This window comes from Wolbachia endosymbiont (group A) of Sphaerophoria taeniata (assembly GCF_947250735.1).
Classification (GTDB): domain Bacteria; phylum Pseudomonadota; class Alphaproteobacteria; order Rickettsiales; family Anaplasmataceae; genus Wolbachia.
Genome location: NZ_OX366344.1, coordinates 626,537 through 641,050, shown reverse-complemented (window position 1 = coordinate 641,050; position 14,514 = coordinate 626,537). Strand labels below are relative to the sequence as shown.

Annotated in this window: 15 protein-coding genes; 10 read left to right on the top strand and 5 right to left on the bottom strand. The window is 35.2% G+C overall.

What is annotated here, in order from left to right; translation table 11 throughout:
• The first annotated feature begins 97 nt into the window (after positions 1–97).
• The 3 genes from OOK84_RS03225 (at position 98) to OOK84_RS03215 (ending at position 3,091) form a co-directional block, all read left to right on the top strand.
• Positions 98–880, top strand: coding sequence for a DsbA family protein (locus OOK84_RS03225; RefSeq protein WP_264732493.1), 783 nt, complete (start codon positions 98–100; stop codon positions 878–880).
• Positions 881–1,074: 194 nt separating this feature from the next.
• Positions 1,075–2,319, top strand: a complete 1,245-nt coding sequence (locus OOK84_RS03220) for an OTU domain-containing protein (RefSeq protein WP_264732491.1) — start codon at positions 1,075–1,077, stop codon at positions 2,317–2,319.
• A 172-nt stretch (positions 2,320–2,491) separates the two neighbouring features.
• Complete coding sequence (locus OOK84_RS03215; RefSeq protein WP_264732489.1) at positions 2,492–3,091, top strand: TIGR02217 family protein; 600 nt, start codon at positions 2,492–2,494, stop codon at positions 3,089–3,091.
• On the opposite strand, the gene OOK84_RS03210 is transcribed toward OOK84_RS03215, so the two are convergent.
• The 5 genes from OOK84_RS03210 to purE form a co-directional block, all read right to left on the bottom strand.
• Entirely contained in the window at positions 3,084–5,729 is a 2,646-nt protein-coding gene (locus tag OOK84_RS03210; protein WP_264732487.1) for a 2-oxoglutarate dehydrogenase E1 component, read from the bottom strand. The two genes, OOK84_RS03215 and OOK84_RS03210, sit on opposite strands and share 8 nt — an antisense overlap.
• A gap of 862 nt (positions 5,730–6,591) precedes the next feature.
• Positions 6,592–8,244, bottom strand: coding sequence for an ankyrin repeat domain-containing protein (locus OOK84_RS03205; protein WP_264732485.1), 1,653 nt, complete (start codon positions 8,242–8,244; stop codon positions 6,592–6,594).
• Positions 8,245–8,474: 230 nt separating this feature from the next.
• On the bottom strand, positions 8,475–8,654 hold the full coding sequence (locus tag OOK84_RS03200; protein WP_264732483.1) for a hypothetical protein: 180 nt from the start codon (positions 8,652–8,654) through the stop codon (positions 8,475–8,477).
• Positions 8,655–9,022: 368 nt separating this feature from the next.
• The gene (mutL, locus tag OOK84_RS03195) at positions 9,023–10,882 is read right to left on the bottom strand and encodes a DNA mismatch repair endonuclease MutL (protein ID WP_264732482.1); all 1,860 of its coding nucleotides are present in this window, start codon (positions 10,880–10,882) and stop codon (positions 9,023–9,025) included.
• A 7-nt stretch (positions 10,883–10,889) separates the two neighbouring features.
• A complete protein-coding gene (gene purE, locus OOK84_RS03190) occupies positions 10,890–11,381 on the bottom strand; it encodes a 5-(carboxyamino)imidazole ribonucleotide mutase (protein ID WP_264732480.1) in 492 nt (163 codons plus the stop codon).
• A 435-nt stretch (positions 11,382–11,816) separates the two neighbouring features.
• Here purE and OOK84_RS03185 point away from each other — a divergent pair, with 435 nt between their 5' ends.
• The 7 genes from OOK84_RS03185 to OOK84_RS03155 all read left to right on the top strand — a co-directional run bounded on the left by OOK84_RS03185 (position 11,817) and on the right by OOK84_RS03155 (position 14,422).
• On the top strand, positions 11,817–12,077 hold the full coding sequence (locus OOK84_RS03185; RefSeq protein ID WP_264732478.1) for a helix-turn-helix domain-containing protein: 261 nt from the start codon (positions 11,817–11,819) through the stop codon (positions 12,075–12,077).
• A 96-nt stretch (positions 12,078–12,173) separates the two neighbouring features.
• Positions 12,174–12,590 carry a DNA-directed RNA polymerase subunit omega gene (gene rpoZ, locus OOK84_RS03180; protein WP_264732476.1) on the top strand — a complete coding sequence of 139 codons (417 nt, stop codon included), beginning with the start codon at positions 12,174–12,176 and terminating at the stop codon, positions 12,588–12,590.
• A gap of 28 nt (positions 12,591–12,618) precedes the next feature.
• The gene (locus OOK84_RS03175) at positions 12,619–12,864 is read left to right on the top strand and encodes a monovalent cation/H+ antiporter complex subunit F (RefSeq protein WP_164224944.1); all 246 of its coding nucleotides are present in this window, start codon (positions 12,619–12,621) and stop codon (positions 12,862–12,864) included.
• A gap of 6 nt (positions 12,865–12,870) precedes the next feature.
• Complete coding sequence (gene mnhG, locus OOK84_RS03170; protein WP_264732474.1) at positions 12,871–13,158, top strand: monovalent cation/H(+) antiporter subunit G; 288 nt, start codon at positions 12,871–12,873, stop codon at positions 13,156–13,158.
• Position 13,159: 1 nt separating this feature from the next.
• The gene (locus tag OOK84_RS03165; protein WP_264732472.1) at positions 13,160–13,687 is read left to right on the top strand and encodes a DUF4040 domain-containing protein; all 528 of its coding nucleotides are present in this window, start codon (positions 13,160–13,162) and stop codon (positions 13,685–13,687) included.
• On the top strand, positions 13,680–14,099 hold the full coding sequence (locus OOK84_RS03160) for a Na(+)/H(+) antiporter subunit B (RefSeq protein ID WP_164224942.1): 420 nt from the start codon (positions 13,680–13,682) through the stop codon (positions 14,097–14,099). Before OOK84_RS03165 ends, OOK84_RS03160 begins: the two co-directional genes overlap by 8 nt.
• Entirely contained in the window at positions 14,096–14,422 is a 327-nt protein-coding gene (locus tag OOK84_RS03155) for a cation:proton antiporter subunit C (RefSeq protein ID WP_253302472.1), read from the top strand. The genes OOK84_RS03160 and OOK84_RS03155 overlap by 4 nt, the downstream gene beginning before the upstream one ends.
• Positions 14,423–14,514: the final 92 nt, after the last annotated feature.

Genomic DNA, 14,514 nt, shown 5'->3' with positions numbered 1-14,514 from the left:
GATATAAATGTTTTCATATATTAATATTAGATGCTTCTTTTAATATACAGATAAATGTGTACTAAAGTTTTATGTTGTAGGTTTTTAAATAAATTGTATGTCTAGAATATCGTTTTTATTGATCCTTATACTGGCAGTAGCAAGTTTACCAGTAATAAACAATTGGCTTTCAAATCGCAGCCAAATGCTAAGCGATGATTATATAGGTGAGAAATTAGATAATTATATAAGTAGAAATTTTGATAAGATCGTAAAAACTCTCAAAGAGGAGTCGATTAAAAGTAGTTACGCTGCTCGAGATAATGTGACCAAAAGTAAAATTTCACAATACAAGGATCAAATATTTGACCTTACTTATCCTTACTCCGGAAATGAAAATAGTAGTGTTATAGCTGTAGGTTTCTTTGACTATTCTTGTGGATATTGCAAGACTATAAAAGACGATATAAAACAGTTAATTAACGACGGTAAAATTAAGTATATCTTTAGGGATGCTCCAATACTTGGTAATGACTCTTTAAGGGCAGCAAAAAGCGCTTTAGCTGTTTACTTTATTGATAAAGAAAAATATTTCGACTTTCACTATTCTGCTTTAAGTCACAAAGGAGGATTTTCAGACGAAAGCATATTGGATATAGTGAAAAGCATAGGGATTAATGAAGACGACTTTAATAATTCCATGAAAAATAATGCAGACAAAATTGAGCAAATGATAAATGGCAGTAAGCTCCTAGTAAGAGATTTGGGATTAGGGGGCACACCTTTTTTAATAATTGGGGATAGTCTGTTTTTAGGAGCAACTGATTTGAATGTATTACGCAAAAAAGTAGATGAATTAAGTCGCAAGCAAAAACTAGCTTCAGCGATTAATTTGCTATAAAATTTTATTTTTTTACTTGACAACGTAAACGAATCTAATTATGAATTTGATAAATAGCAGTACGTATAAGATACGCAGTAGCTCAAGAAAAGCAGGTGATGCCTACAGTCGAGCATAACCTTAGCCTGCAAAGGTTGACTAATCCATTAAAAAGTGTTAAACTTAACATATAGCTACCATTCTGAGGTTACAATATGAAAGAGCCTAATTATACAAGAGAACCAATTGCTCTTTTTCGACAAATCAAAGAAAAGAAAAAATCAAGTGATTTACTGCATAATTTAAAAAATGCTTGTCCCAAAAATCTAAACATAGGAATTGCTATAAAGACAGGAGATTGCTTTTTTGACTCCGTGGCTCAAGGGTTGAATGAGTTAAATATAAAACCTGGTTATCGTTTTACCGCAAAATCATTAAGAAAAGATTGTGCAGATTATGCTGAAAACAAAAAGGACTCACGATGGGTTTTTAATGAAATAACAAAAAATATTGCTGAAGGATATGCTGTACCTATGATAGGTTCAAACGGAAATGTAATGAAAGATAACCAGAACAATATTATACCAGACAATATTGCATCTTTTGATAGATATTTAAAAGATATTAGAAGTATGGCTACAGAAGCTAGCCCACCTATATGGGGTCGCCCAGGGGTTGAAGGGAGAATGATATGTGATAAGTATGAAGTGGAGCTTTATATTTATTCAATAGAGGAAGATAGTCAAAAAGTTACAGTAACTAAAATTACAGCACATGATGATGATCTAGAAGTTTTTATACAAGATGTGAATCTTGATCAATTAGAGATAGATAATAGTAAAAAAACTGTAGGAGTAGTGAATTACATGCAACATTTTGTACCACTCCTTAGTGGAATTTCTGAAGATATAAAAGAAGATCAACAAGTTTCTAGTGAAGAAATTTTTAGTACAGATAAAAGAGTTCCTCCTTCTAATCAACCAGAGCAAGAAGTACAACAAGAAAGAATTAATACCAGCACTAATGCGACTGTTTATACGGATAAAGAAATCCCTTTTTCTCATCAACTAGAGCAAAAAACACGACAAGAAGGAATTAATGCCAGCGCTAGTGCGACTGTTTATACGGATAGAGAAATTCCTCCTTCTAATCAATCAGAGCAAAAAGTACAACAAGAAATAATTAATACCAGTACTAGTGCGCCGGTTTTACAAATTCACATAGATAAAGAAATCCCTTCCTCTCATCAGCAAGAACAAAAAACACAACAAAAAGAAATACAAAAAAAATTAATTAATAATTACAAGAAAGAAGCTGTTTATGGCACAGTTGCTGTGATAGCTGCTATAGTATTCACAGCATCTGCTATAGCTGCTATCATTACTCAAGCAATTCCTTTTGCATGTCTTGCTGGAATTGCTTTAGTCGCTGCATGTGTTTGTGTATATCAATTAACGTAGAGTCATAAGAACATTAACGAACTGAAAAGTGAGTTAGAAGAAAATAGTACCCTTACTTTTCTAGAAGAAATAGGATTAAAAATGCACGGTCTTATTAATAAAGCAACTTTAAAAATTTAAGATCTTTCCTGTTTTACTACACCACCTCAATTTTACTTTCATAGGAGGACATATGTCATTCACAGAAATTAGATTTCCAGAAAATATATCTTATGGTTCCACTGGAGGACCGGAATTTTCCACTGACGTTGTAACAACTCATAACGGTTGTGAACAGAGCAACATCAATTGGTCTCATGCACGCACTAGATACAACATAGCTTACGGGGTCAGATCAAACGAGCAGCTAACAGAACTCATAACATTTTTTCATGCACGAAAAGGTAAAGCAATAGGGTTTCGTTTTAAGGATTGGTCAGATTTTATAGCCATTAATCAAAAGATTGGTATAGGAGATAACAAAAAAACGACTTTTCAGCTAATCAAAACTTATGTAAGTGGGGAAGATAAGCATATACGCATGATCAAAAAGCCAGTACATGGGACAGTAAAGATTTATTTAAATGGTAAAGAAGAGAGTGAATATTCAGTAAATTATTCAACGGGAGAAATAACATTTATGAAGCCACCAGTAAAAGATGCGATAATCACTGCGAGCTTCGAATTTGATGTGCCCGTGCGCTTTGATACAGATTACTTAAACGCTTCTATTGATGACTATGGAAGCAATAGCTGGAATAACATTCCACTAGTAGAGGTGAAGTTTAATTAAGCTGCTTTAAAATTTCCTCCTGTTGCTGAGTGTGAACACTAGCATAACCACATGCAGGAGATGCAGCAGCAGGTCTTGCGATACACTTAGGTCTTTTTGCTTGAATATTGAGGTCAGATAACACCTCGTCTATCAATGGGTTGACAAAAAACCATCCCCCCATATTTTTTGGTTCTTCTTGACACCATATAATTTCAGCGTTCTTGTACTTTTCAAGTTCGCTGCTTAATTTATCGGCCGGAAACGGATAGAATTGTTCTAAACGTATCACTGCTATATCGTTTATTTTTTGTGTTTCAAGCATTTCAATTATATCGTAATAAACTTTACCACTGCATATTACAACTTTACGTATTTCATTATTTGAAACTAAACCTGTTCTACATTCTGGAATTACCGTGAGGAATTTTCCTTCAAAGTCAGATAGGTTAGAAACTGCTCTTTTATGACGCAATAGTGATTTAGGTGTAAACACTACTAAAGGCTTACGAAAGTCTCTATGCATTTGTCTGCGTAAGACATGGAAGTAATTCGCCGGAGTGGAACAATTAACTACCTGCATATTATCCTCTGCGCAGAGTTGCAAAAATCTCTCTATACGTGCGGAGCTATGCTCAGGTCCTTGCCCTTCATAACCGTGGGGCAACAATAGAACTAGACCGCTTGATCGCAACCACTTTGTTTCTGCAGATGCGATAAACTGGTCGATCATAATTTGTGCACCATTTGCAAAATCACCAAATTGTCCTTCCCAGAGCACCAGTGAATACGGAGAATCAAGACTATATCCATATTCAAAGCCCATTACAGCATACTCTGATAAAGCGCTATCTATGACCTCAAAGTGAGCTTGCTTTTCATTTATATTGTTTAGCGGAATAAACGCTTCTTCTGTTGCCTGATCAACAAGCCTTGAATGACGGTGCGAGAAAGTCCCACGACCAGAATCTTGTCCTGATAAACGCACTCCTATTCCTTCTGTAAGCAGTGACGCAAATGCAAGACTTTCGGCAGTTGCCCAGTCTATATTGCTACCAGAATTTATGCTGTCTATTCTTCCATCGAGTATTTTTCTAACCTTATTGTTAATGTTAAAGCTACTTGGAATATTGCTATTTATATGCACACCCAATTTTTTCAACTCATCTGGCGGAACACCAGAATCCGTGTAGTATTCGCTCAAATCGTTCAGCTTTGCTCTTCTTAATTTTGACCACACTCCACCGAACCATTCAGCTTTTTTTGGAGTGTAAGTCACTGATTCAGCAAGACTTTTATCTAATTTTGCCCTGAACTCACTGCGCAATTTATTTACTTCATCGCCATCTAATACTTTCTCTGCAGTCAATTTTTCTTCATACAATGTTCCAGGAGTTTTATGTTTTGATATCAGCTTATACATAAGTGGCTGAGTGAAATTCGGTTCATCGCCTTCATTATGGCCGTATTTGCGGTAGCATATTATATCAATCACTACGTCCTTTTTAAATTTCTGCCTATATTCCATCGCCAGACTTGCAGCAAAACTCACAGCTTCCGGGTTATCTCCATTCACATGGAAAACCGGAGCTTCTATTGATTTTGCTATGTCAGTGCAATAAAAAGAGGATCGTGCGCAGCATGGGTTAGCAGTAAAACCAACTTGATTGTTTATAACAATGTGCACAATACCACCCACTTTATAACCTTCAATGTTGCTTAGGCTCAAGGTCTCGGCAACGACACCTTGACCGATGAAAGCCGCATCACCATGAATTGATATGCCAAGCACAGACCTTATATTCTGTTTTGCTCTTATTCTTCCAGCCAAAACCGGATTCACCGCTTCAAGGTGAGATGGGTTAGGGCATAAACTTAAATGTATTTTTTTGCCACCTGTAAGTGCTCGATCAGAAGAATAGCCAAGGTGATATTTAACATCACCAGACACCTCAAGACCACTTGGGTATGCAAGGTTGCCTTGAAATTCAGATAGCATTGCCGCATATTCTTTGCCCATAACTTTGGTCAGAACATTAAGTCGTCCGCGGTGAGCCATGCCAAGAACTACTTCTTCAATGCCAAAAGCCGCAGAATCACTAATAATTCTCTCAATCGCAACAATAGCTAACTCTCCACCTTCGATAGAAAAACGCTTATATCCAGGAAATTTCATATGGAGAAATTGCTCAAACATCTCAGATTCGATCAAGTGCCTCAGGATTTCCTTTTTATCTTGTGAACTCAGCGTATAGGTTTGATTTTCGATCTTGTCCTGCAGCCATATTCTCTCCTCATAAGAGGAGATATGCATAAATTCAAAACCGATATTCTTGCAGTAAATATCTCTATAGATTTCAGCGTCACTTGCCGGAGATAGATTTGAATATTTTTGGTAATCTATTTCTTGATTTTCACTTGGTGACAATGGGTTTAAGTCTGCAAAAAAGTGACCATAGGACCTGAAGAAATTTGCTAAACTAGAAACTGAATCATCTACCTTAGTTGCATTGCAGGGCTCTGCTTTATTAACTTCTAAATTGCTTGAAAAAATTCTATACCAATCTTCCCTGATTGATTTATCGCCCTGAAGATAACGGCTATACATTTCTTCTACAAATTCTGCATTATCGCCATAAAGGCAGCTTAAACTCGACATAATTACTATATAAGATATCAAACACTTATAAGTATAACTTAAGTTTTTTAAAAAAGAACTTTTTTAGTTTCTATGGCTAAACACGTCATACCGTGATTTATTCACGGTATCTCATCCGCTAACAAGTAGCGGAATGACGATTTATCAGCAATCTACGTCATACCGTGATTTATTCGCGGTATCTCTTAGCATAGATCCCGCTAACAAGTAGCGGGATGACGAATTACTATACCGCCGCGAACCTTCATACCGTGATTTATTCACGGTATCTCATCCGCTAACAAGTAGCGGAATGACGATTTATCAGCAATCTACGTCATACCGTGATTCATTCGCGGTATCTCTTAGCATAGATCCCGCTAACAAGTAGCGGGATGACGAATTACTATACCACCGCGAAACGTCATACCGTGATTTATTCACGGTATCTCTTAGCATAGATCCCGCTAACAAGTAGCGGGATGACGAATTACTATACCGCCGCGAACCTTCATACCGTGATTTATTCACGGTATCTCATCCGCTAACAAGTAGCGGAATGACGATTTATCAGCAATCTACGTCATACCGTGATTCATTCGCGGTATCTCTTAGCATAGATCCCGCTAACAAGTAGCGGGATGACGAATTACTATACCACCGCGAAACGTCATACCGTGATTTATTCACGGTATCTCACATAGATCCCGCTAACAAGTAGCGGGATGACGATTGTCAGGGTGTCATCCCAGTGCCAAGCACTGGAATGACAAGAAGAGGGTACTTGGATGACAAAGGAGGACGTGATTCCAGTGTCAGCTACTTGAATGACACCCTTCTTGGTGGAGATTGCTCTTAAATCACAATTCTCGTACAGTTGTGATTAAGCTAATGCATTGTCAATTCTTTTAGAATTGTCCTCGGCATTTAGCCCAACATTATTTACTACTTTTTCAGTAATAACTTCAGCAAATTCAGGAGAAGGCTCTTTTGTTTTTGCGAAAAACGCTGCCTCTAAAGCCCTATATGTAAAGAATAGTATAGCAAATACGCAAATAGGTATTTCATAGTTACTTAATTTATAAATAGACGAAACGTGGATTATCATGCATGAAGTAAAAAAAGTGGCAAATAACCCGCAAGTAAAGAGGTAATAACGTTCAACACCACCATATTGCACCATTAATTTTCTAATCTTATTATTGCCATGCAGCATAAATGTACTCTTCAAGATGTTGATTTCGGCAAACTCTATGATTCTAGTATTACCTTTTAGTGTATTGGGATCCGCACCATATTTTAGCAATAGCTCTGTAATCTTAATGTAATTTTCTTTATCACTATCACTCATATACAAGCAAGTAATAGTAAATAACGGTCTAGAATTGTTTGTTCCGCTTGATAAATCAGGGTTCGCCTTGTATTTTAAGAGTACTTCGACAATATCAGTATAACCCATCGAACAAGCGGTGAATAATGGCGTAACATCCTTTGATAAGTCAGGGTTCGCCTTGTATTTTAAGAGTACTTCGACAATATCAGTATAACCCATCGAACAAGCGGTGAATAATGGCGTAACATCCTTTGATAAGTCAGGGTTCGCCTTGTATTTTAAGAGTACTTCGACAATATCAGTATAACCCATCGAACAAGCGGTGAATAATGGCGTATCATCCTTTGATAAGTCAGGGTTCGCCTTGTATTTTAAGAGTACTTCGACAATATCAGTATAACCCATCGAACAAGCGGTGCATAATGGCGTAACATCCTTTGATAAGTCAGGGTTCGCCTTGTATTTTAAGAGTACTTCGACAATATCAGTATAACCCATCGAACAAGCGGTGAATAATGGCGTAACATCCTTTGATAAGTCAGGGTTCGCCTTGTATTTTAAGAGTACTTCGACAATATCAGCACGACCCTTCAAACAAGCGATTTGTAATGGCGTAACATCCTTTGATAAGTCAGGGTTCGCCTTGTATTTTAAAAGTATTTCTACAACATCAGCACGACCCATCGAACATGCAGTAAGTAATGGTGTATAATCCTTTGATAAGTCAGGGTTTGCTTTGTGTTTTAAAAGCAGTGTTACAATATCAGTGTAACCCGGAAGGCAAGCAATATATAACGGTGAATTATCAAATGTTGTAAAGTTCTTTTCGTTAATATAATCACCAAACTCTTCGCCTTCACCACTTTTAAACCTAGAAAGTAACTTTTCTAAAAAATCCTTTTGCTTCTTGAGAATAGCAAAGCACAAAAGAATTAATAAATCATCGGTAGAACTAACTCTATCTAAATCTTCACCACTAAATGTTGTAGCTTCTTTTACATCATTTCCGGTAAGAAAATTATATGCAGCACCTAATTCTTTAAATTTCTCCTCGTTTTGTTTTTGCACATCCTTACTCTCACCTGAATGTTTATCAGGATGATATTCAAGAGCTAATTTTCTATATGCCTTTTTGATTTCTTGCTCACTGGGATTTGCATTTAAGCCTAATATTTTTAAAGCTTCTTCTTTATTCATGATCATTACCCCTGCTAATAGTGTTGAAGTTGAGTATAACCCAAAATTTCAAAAAGCAAAGCTTTTTATGTTAAACTGCATCCACTGCGCAATCCCATAACTGTACAAACATTGTAATTTATCTCCATCTAGGAAAGGGTGTCATTCCAGCGCCCCTATGATGTCATCCCAGCGCCCCTATGATGTCATTCCAGTGCCTATTTCTTTTTCATCCGAGTAGCTGACACTGGTTCACTCTATAATGGCAGTGCCCCTATGATGTCATTCCAGTGCTCCTTTCTCGTCATCCCAGTGCCCAGACACTGGGATCTAGTTTTCCATAAATGGTGCATTTTAACATAACTTTTATACTTGATAAAATTCCTGGATTCCAGCATCAAGTGCTGGAATGACACCTCTCTTTGAGCTATAAACATTAAGAAATTTACCAAATGAAAAAAAAGGCAAAAGAAGCCCCGAGTAGCGAGTTTTGACTCTATATTACTGTAAGTGGCGCTGTAATAATGTGCTGACGCTTAGTTTAAGCGCGGTTTGGCTGAATGTAGAAAAAATTTAAAAGACATGCAGCCGCTATAATTTTATGTAATCCGCCAATAAATACCTGAGTTTTTTACTGAATTTTGTCATTGAGCCTGCAGGTCAAAAACAAGTTTTGAGTCATAAATACCCTTATTGTCATGATAAGGGAGCTGGCGGAGTTTGTCAAGTCGTTTTTCGTTTAATCCGTTTCTATGAGCTACTTGGATGACGAGGAAAGAGCACTTACATATTTATGGCAACCTCATTACCTGCGCTCAAAAAGTTTTTCAATATCACTGAGTTTCATTTCTATATAAGTTGGTCTTCCGTGGTTGCATTGCCCGGAATATGGAGTTTTTTCCATTTGTCTCAGCAGCTCATTCATCTCCTCTAACCTCATTTTCCTGCCTGCTCTAATTGATCCATGACAAGCGATAGTAGCCAATATCTTGTTCACTTTGTCTTCTACTGGCAATGTATCTTCTATTTCCGTTAATCTACCCACTATATTAATTAGCATCTCTTTCACATCTATTGCTCCCAAAATTGCAGGGATTTCTTTTACTATCACTTTATTCTCTGATTTGATTTCAATATCAAAACCCATTTCAAATAACTTATCTTTATAGATTTCAATCATCTCCATTCCAGCTTGATTTTTGATTTCAACCGTTTCAGGAAGAAGTAGTTTTTGTCTTTTTATACTTGATTTTTGTTTTAGGCATTCATATACTAACCTCTCGTGGGCTGCATGCTGATCAACTATAATCAATTTGTCTCTTACCTCGGCAATAATGTAAGTATTATAGACCTGACAGCGTGCAAACCCGAGCGGGTGGCTCTCTATCAAATCAACTTGCTCTAACACCTTTTTTTCTAGAACCATAATTTCCGCTTGTGATGGGGATTTCTGTATGCCGGTATAATCAAACGATTTTGACTGTTCTGATAAGCCTTTTGCTTTTTCATTTGGAGAAGCAAATTCTTTTATTAGTTGATTTTCAAAAGGACTTGGTTTCCTTTCGTAAAATTCTTTTTGAACATCAGGTTTATCAAAAGGATCTGATAATGAACCTTTCAAAAAACCCTCTATTGCATTAGTAGTTTTCTGGTCACTAGCTGAAATGACATCAAAGGTGCCTATCCTTCTTGACAACGCTTTGATTAATCCTCTTGTCACTATCTCATATATGAGCTTCTTATTCTGAAACCTTACTTCTGACTTATTTGGATGCACATTTACATCTACTTGATCATAAGGTATCTCTAAATGTAACGCTGCAAAAGGATACCTATCGCTTGGAATAAAATCATGATATGCATACCTAACCGCACCAATAAGTAAATTATCTTTAATTGGCCTTCCATTAACAAATGTATAGATCTGAGTTGACTTACCACGATTGACGGTTGGCTTACAGATGTGTCCCGTAAGTTTGATGCCGTCTTCTTCTTCATTGACTTCCAAAGAATTGCCCTGAAATTCTTCTTCTACTTCACACAATCTATGAAATAACGAAGTCTGCTTAGCGTATTTTAAGAGCTTTTTATTACCTGAAGTGAGAGTAAACCCTATATGATAGTTAACCATTGCTAGGTTGTTTACAATATCAACAATGCTTTGAGTTTCTGCTCTTTCGGTTTTTAGAAATTTTAGTCTATTTGGGGTAGCGAAAAACAAATCTCGTACTTCAATATGTGTCCCTTGTGATAAAGAGTAAGGAGTTAGCTCCCCCATCTTTTCTCCACCCTCATAACTTATAGACCATGCTTCACTTGCTCCGCTTGCTTTAGACGATAATTTTATCCTACTTACTGCTGCTATTGAAGGCAGAGCTTCTCCTCTAAAGCCAAGATGCTTGATTTCTATCAACTCACTATCGCTCAATTTTGAAGTAGCATGGCGCATAAACGCAAGTTCTAAATCGTTTTTTTCTACTCCGTTACCATCATCTGTCACAATAATAAGGTTACGCCCACCACTTTCTATTTTGATCTCTATTTCTAAACTTCCAGCATCTATTGCATTTTCCACTAATTCCTTTACTACACTTGCTGGCCTTTCTATCACCTCCCCCGCTGCTATACGGTTTATGGTTTTTGTGTCTAGAAGGATTATTGCCATAGATTTATTATGAAACTGGTTTTTCTTTTACTTCTTTGGTCTGTCTCTCTCTCCACTTTTTTAACCTACCTGCAATTTCACTGTTGGAAATTGACAATATAGATACGGCGGTAATGGCAGCATTATATGCTCCATTTTCTCCTATAGACATGGTTGCAACTGGAACACCCTTTGGCATTTGAACTATAGAGAGTAGACTGTCCAGCCCATTTAATTGTTTACTATGCACAGGAACGCCGATAACTGGTAAACAAGTTAATGACGCAACCATACCAGGTAAATGAGCTGCACCTCCTGCACCAGCTATAATAACCTTAAAACCTTCTTCTTGTGCAGATTTAGCAAAATTGAAGAGCCTTTCTGGTGTTCTATGTGCAGATATTATGAATATGTCATGTGAAACTTCTAATGCTTTTAGCATATCGACGGTATGGACCATAGTGGTGTAATCTGACTCACTTCCCATAATAACAGCAACATCTTTTTTTATTGTTGTCATATTCAACACAATTTTACTTACTAACTAAATAGTGTTCCAGCTAAAAAGCAACAAATATTTAAGTTATATTATAAATATAGTATATAGAATTCTCGTTAAAATAGAAATTTTAAAAATTTAAATAAATATCTATGTTAAGATATAGAGATATAAACTTCTTATGTAAGATAAATTTATAAAATAATTATTTTTGTATTTCAAGCTTTGTAATTTTAGCTTGTTCTTTCTGTAAATGATTTTTTCAGAGAGGCTGATGGTAAAATGGTAATTTAAAATTACTAGAAATTTGATTGAAATATTAATATACAATCAACTTAAAGTTTTAAATTTGATATCATATAATTATTGACAAGTTATATGATATTAATATCTTGTTATATTAAATATTATGCTATAATATTTAATAAAGTTAATTGATATGTGAGTGTAAGAATTATGGAAATAATATCGTTAAATAACTTAGACAGTGCAGCAATAAAAACAAAGTTGCTTTATATAATAAATAAAATTATAGAAAAAAATGCTTGGACTCAGGCTTTTGCAGCTGAGAAAGTTGGTATTGATCAGCCAAAGGTATCACAAATTAAAAATGGTAAAATAGATGGTTTTTCTTTAGAGCGATTGTTAGGATTTCTAAAAAAACTTGATCATGAAATAACAATCACGATGACAGAAAGCCAAGAAATAAAATCTTAGGCAGAAAAAGTAAAACATGAAGTTGAATCGCAATAGATACAAAGTTGACAACTTGTTTTTTGTGATATAGTATAAAACTTATTAAGGTAGTATCTTATGGCTGAGTCTATTGTAGAAAAGTGTACAGAACAGGTAAGTAACCTTTTCAAATTGGTTCTATTGGCAAGTCAAAGAACACATGATTTAAATACAGGAGCAAGTAATCCAGTTCAAACAGTTCAGTTTAAAGACCATAAAAACACCATAGTTTCCTTATATGAAATAGCAGAAAAACAGGTGGATACTCATGAGCTATTTAACCTTTTGGTAGGTAGATGCAAGGAGTACATGAAAGGAAATATGAATAATGTTTACAGCAGTAATACAAGTAAGCTAGCGAATTTATTAAATTTTTCTGATGGTCAATTTAACACAGATCTTGATGCAAGTCAAGAAAGCCAAGATTATGAAGTGGATGGTGAAATAGATGATGAAATAAATGATCAAGATGGCGATGAAGAAGTATCCGTTTAGAAATCTACTGAAGTTACATAGTCTTTAAATGCTTCACATTGCTATCTATACACTGTTGTTCTGTATGAGTGTAATGTTGTGCCGCATAGTGTCTAAGTCAAGTGATGTGTACAATAAGGTTTTAGCGTTCAATAATTTCTCAACGCAAGTAGTTGTACTCATAACAGCAATATCAATCATTCTGAATAATTTTTTTTTAATTGATATAGCATTGTTGTATGCTAGCGTTAGCTTTATATCAACTATAGCACTAATGAGATTAATGTTGTTTTAATAATTTATGATAGGATCCGTTATTATATTTTTAGGCATTTGTTCAGTAATCATTTCAAGTGTGGGAGTAATTAGATTTCCTGATTTCTATACTAGGTTACATGCAGCAGGTATTACAGATTCTAGCGGTGCAACGCTATTGTTAATTGGTTTTGCTTTGCAGAATGGATTTTCAATCAATACTGTTAAAATAATATTATTAATTCTTATAATATGGGTAGCTAGCTCAACTAATGGCTATATTTTAGCGCGCACTTATTATAAAGTTAAGAAAAAAACTGTTAAAGAAGGTTAAGGTGTTAGAAATATTAAATGTAGTGCTACTTTTGTTGTTACTAACAGTTACGGTTTTTATAGTCTTCTCGCGACATTTAGTCGTAAGTGCTGTTCTAATGTGTGTATTTAGTTCACTTATTGCGCTTATATACTTAATTATGAATGCACCTGATGTTGCAATTACTGAAGCTTCTGTTGGTGCGGGGCTCAGTACGATTTTTACGTTTGCAGCACTCTCCTTGATAAAGAATCATAAAGTAAATCTATCTCATAACCCTATAACGCTTTTTTTTATGTTATTTCTGGCTGTATGTTTGTCATATTTTATGATTCAATTGCCAGATTTTGGCAGCCACAATGCTCCGATCCACTTGCATGTTGCTCCTTATTATGTGGAAAATACCGAAAAAGCTACCGGTATTCCTAATATAGTGACAACTGTTTTGGCAAGCTTTCGTGGTTATGACACGTTTGGAGAAACTATAGTAGTTTTTACTGCTGCGCTTTGTATAACGTTGATATTAAAAGAAGAAAAAGACAATGATTAAAGATCCGATATTAAATGCAGTAACATTTTTGATGATACCTTTTATCATTTTATTTGGTTTATACATACAATTTCACGGTGATTACACTCCGGGTGGAGGTTTTCAAGCAGGAATAATTATTGCCTCCGGGATAATATTATATTCAATGCTATTTGGTGTATCTACAACTCTAAAAGCAATACCTTATTCTGTGATTAGATTGACTAACGTGTTAGGTATTTTAATTTATGGAGGAACGGGCGTTGCAACAACTTTACTTGGCCAAAATTTTTTATCTTATGATATCTTGTCAGCCAATAATAGAACCGGTCAAAAATTGGGTATTTTTTTGGTGGAATTAGGTGTAGCATTTACTGTCTGCTCCTCTATGTTAATTATATATATGAATTTTGCTCGTAGGAAAAAACAATGACTTTATATAATTATACGATTATTATTGTATTAATGGTGCTAGGTTTATATATTATTATAAACGATAAAAATTTAATCAAGAAAATGATAGGGGTAAGCGTCTTCCAAGCATCTGTTTTGTTGTTTTACATATCTCTAGGATATATAAAAAATTCTTTGCCTCCTATATTGGTTTCAAATTTTTATTCATATAGCAATCCTATACCTCATGTTTTAATGCTTACTGCTATAGTGGTTGGAATTGCAACATTTTCAGTTGGATTGTCCATAGCAGTAAAAATGGAAGAAAAGTATGGAACAATTGATCAAGACAAGTGTACATAAATTAACAGTATCTTAAACTATATGAAGTAACGAATAGCCACAAGTTAAAAGTAAAATTATAGACTTGCTCGTTGTAAGTTTATTTGTTAATA